The 3,715-nt window shown below is 42.4% G+C and carries 1 protein-coding gene; it reads right to left on the reverse strand.

What is annotated here, in order from left to right; translation table 11 throughout:
- Positions 1–3,715 (reverse strand): beta strand repeat-containing protein (locus tag MM213_RS20405; RefSeq protein WP_241414733.1); only part of this gene is annotated, 3,715 nt, incomplete at both ends.

A 3,715-nucleotide genomic window follows, 5' to 3' on the forward strand; every position in this document is an offset into this window, starting at 1 on the left:
GTGATTCCTCTGATTGTGGCAGGAGTAATTTCCAAATCTGCTGTCAATACGAAATCATCGAAGTTTGAACCGGTTATCCTAGCGGTTACCTGTTGGTTTCCGACATTCGTTCTTCCATTGTTTTCATAGGCAACTGAAGCCCCCGCCGGAAGTGTACCTGAGATTTCGATGGTTTTTTCTGTTCCATCAAATACAAAGGATCCGTCTTCGAAAGTGAATCCTGTGATTGTGGCTGGGCTGATGGTCAACTCAGCATATAGTACCAATGTGGTATAATTATAACCTGAAATGGTGGCTGTCGCTTGCTGCGTACCCGCATTAGTTCGAGTATTGTTGGAATAAGTCACTGAAGCTCCATTCGGAAGCGTGCCTGTTATTTCAATGATTTTTTCAGTTCCGTCAAATACAAAATTTCCATCTTTGAAAGTGATTCCGGTAATAGTTGCAGGAGTGATTTCCAACTCTGCAGTCAATACCAATGTGGTATAATTGGCTCCTGAAATCGTAGCTGTTACCTGTTGGTTTCCGACATTAGTTCTTCCATTGTTTTCATAGGCAACTGAAGTTCCATTTGGAAGTGTGCCTGTGATTTCAATGGTTTTTTCAGATTCATCGAATATAAAGGATCCGTCTTCGAAAGTAATTCCTGTGATTGTTGCTGGGGTGATGGTCAATTCTGCATTTAGAACCAACGTGGTATAATTATCACCTGAAATCGTAGCTGTTACCTGTTGGTTTCCGACATTAGTTCTTCCATTGTTTTCATAGGCAACTGAAGCTCCATTCGGAAGTGTGCCTGTGATTTCAATGGTTTTCTCAGATTCATCGAATACAAAGGATCCGTCTTCGAAAGTGATTCCTGTGATTGTGGCTGGAGTGATGGTCAAATCTGCAGTCAATACCAACGTGGTATAATTATCACCTGAAATCGTAGCTGTTGCTTGCTGCGCACCCACATTTGTTCTGGTATTGTCGGTATAGGCAACTGAAGTTCCATTCGGAAGTGTGCCTGTGATTTCAATGGTTTTTTCAGATTCATCGAATACAAAGGATCCGTCTTCGAAAGTGATTCCTGTGATTGTGGCTGGGGTGATGGTCAATTCTGCATTTAGAACCAATGTGGTAAAATTGGCTCCTGAAATTGTAGCTGTTGCTTGCTGCGTTCCCGCATTTTTTCGGGTATTGTTGGCGTAAGCAACTGAAGCTCCATTCGGAAGCGTTCCTGATATTTCAATGGCTTTCTCCGATTCATCAAATACAAAAGATCCGTCTTCGAAAGTGATTCCTGTGATTGTGGCTGGGGTGATGGTCAATTCTGCAGTCAATACCAACGTGGTATAATTATCACCTGAAATCGTAGCTGTTGCTTTCTGCGTTCCCACATTTGTTCGGCTATTGTTTTCATAGGCCACAGAAGTTCCATTCGGAAGTGTACCTGTGATTTCAATGGTTTTTTCAGATTCATCGAATATAAAGGATCCGTCTTCGAAAGTAATTCCTGTGATTGTTGCAGGAGTGATTTCCAAATCTGCTGTCAATACCAACGTGGTGTAGTTGGTTCCAGTAATGGTGGCTGTCGCTTGCTGCGTACCCGCATTTGTTCGGGTATTGTTGGCATAGGCAACTGAAGTTCCGTTCGGAAGTGTGCCTGTGATTTCAATGGTTTTTTCAGATTCATCGAATACAAAGGTACCATTCTCGAAAGTGATTCCTGTGATTGTTGCTGGGGTGATGGTCAATTCTGCATTTAAAACCAATTCGGAATAATTATCACCTGAAATCGTAGCTGTTGCTTGCTGCGTTCCCGCATTTGTTCGGGTATTGTTGGCGTAAGCAACTGAAGTTCCGTTCGGAAGTGTGCCTGTGATTTCTATGGTTTTCTCAGTTCCGTCAAATACAAAGCTTCCATTTTCGAAAGTGATTCCTGTGATTGTGGCTGGGGTGATGGTCAATTCTGCAGTCAATACCAACGTGGTATAATTATCACCTGAAATCGTAGCTGTTGCTTGCTGCGTTCCCGCATTTGTTCGGGTATTGTTGGCGTAAGCAACTGAAGTTCCGTTCGGAAGTGTGCCTGTGATTTCTATGGTTTTTTCAGATTCATCGAATACAAAGGTACCATTCTCGAAAGTGATTCCTGTGATTGTGGCTGGGGTGATGGTCAATTCTGCAGTCAATACCAATGTGGTGTAGTTGGCTCCAGTAATAGTAGCTGTTGCTTGCTGCGTGCCCGTATTTGTTCGGGTATTGTTAGCATAGGCAACTGAAGCTCCATTCGGAAGCGTACCTGAGATTTCGATGGTTTTTTCTGTTCCATCAAATACAAAGGATCCGTCTTCGAAAGTGATTCCGGTAATAGTTGCAGGAGTGATTTCCAACTCTGCTGTTAATACCAGATCATTAAAGTTTGAACCGGTTATCCTAGCTGTTACCTGTTGGTTTCCGACATTTGTTCTTCCATTGTTTTCATAGGCAACTGAAGCTCCATTCGGAAGCGTGCCTGTGATTTCAATGGTTTTTTCAGATTCATCGAATACAAAGGTTCCGTCTTCGAAAGTGATTCCGGTAATAGTTGCAGGAGTGATTTCCAACTCTGCTGTCAATACCAATTCGGAATAATTATCACCTGAAATGGTAGCTGTTGCTTGCTGCGCACCCACATTTGTTCTGGTATTGTCGGTATAGGCAACTGAAGTTCCATTCGGAAGTGTACCTGAGATTTCGATGGTTTTTTCTGTTCCATCAAATACAAAGGATCCGTCTTCGAAAGTGATTCCGGTAATAGTTGCAGGAGTGATTTCCAAATCTGCTGTCAATACCAGATCATTAAAGTTTGAACCGGTTATCCTAGCTGTTACCTGTTGGTTTCCGATATTAGTTCTTCCATTGTTTTCATAAGCAACTGAAGTTCCGTTCGGAAGTGTGCCTGTGATTTCAATGGTTTTCTCAGATTCATCGAATATAAAGGATCCGTCTTCGAAAGTGATTCCTGTAATAGTTGCAGGAGTAATTTCCAAATCTGCTGTCAATACCAACGTGGTGTAGTTGGTTCCAGTAATGGTAGCTGTTGCTTGTTGCGTACCCGCATTGGTTCGGGTATTGTTGGCATAAGACACTGAAGTGCCATTCGGAAGCGTACCTGATATTTCAATGGCTTTCTCCGATTCATCAAATACAAAAGATCCGTCTTCGAAAGTGATTCCGGTAATAGTTGCAGGAGTGATTTCCAACTCTGCTGTCAATACCAATTCGGAATAATTATCACCTGAAATCGTTGCTGTTACCTGTTGGTTTCCGACATTCGTTCTTCCATTGTTTTCATAGGCAACTGAAGCTCCATTTGGAAGCGTGCCTGTGATTTCAATGGCTTTCTCAGATTCATCGAATACAAAGGATCCGTCTTCGAAAGTGATTCCTGTGATTGTGGCAGGGCTGATGGTCAACTCAGCAAATAGTACCAACGTGGTATAATTATCACCTGAAATCGTAGCTGTTACCTGTTGGTTTCCGACATTTGTTCTTCCATTGTTTTCATAGGCAACTGAAGCTCCATTTGGAAGCGTACCTGAAATTTCAATGGCTTTCTCTGATTCATCGAATATAAAGGATCCGTCTTCGAAAGTGATTCCGGTAATAGTTGCAGGAGTGATTTCCAACTCTGCTGTCAATACCAATGTGGTGTAGTTGGCTCCAGTAATGGTAGCTGTTGCTTGCT

This window comes from Belliella alkalica (assembly GCF_022549785.1).
Taxonomy (GTDB): domain Bacteria; phylum Bacteroidota; class Bacteroidia; order Cytophagales; family Cyclobacteriaceae; genus Belliella; species Belliella alkalica.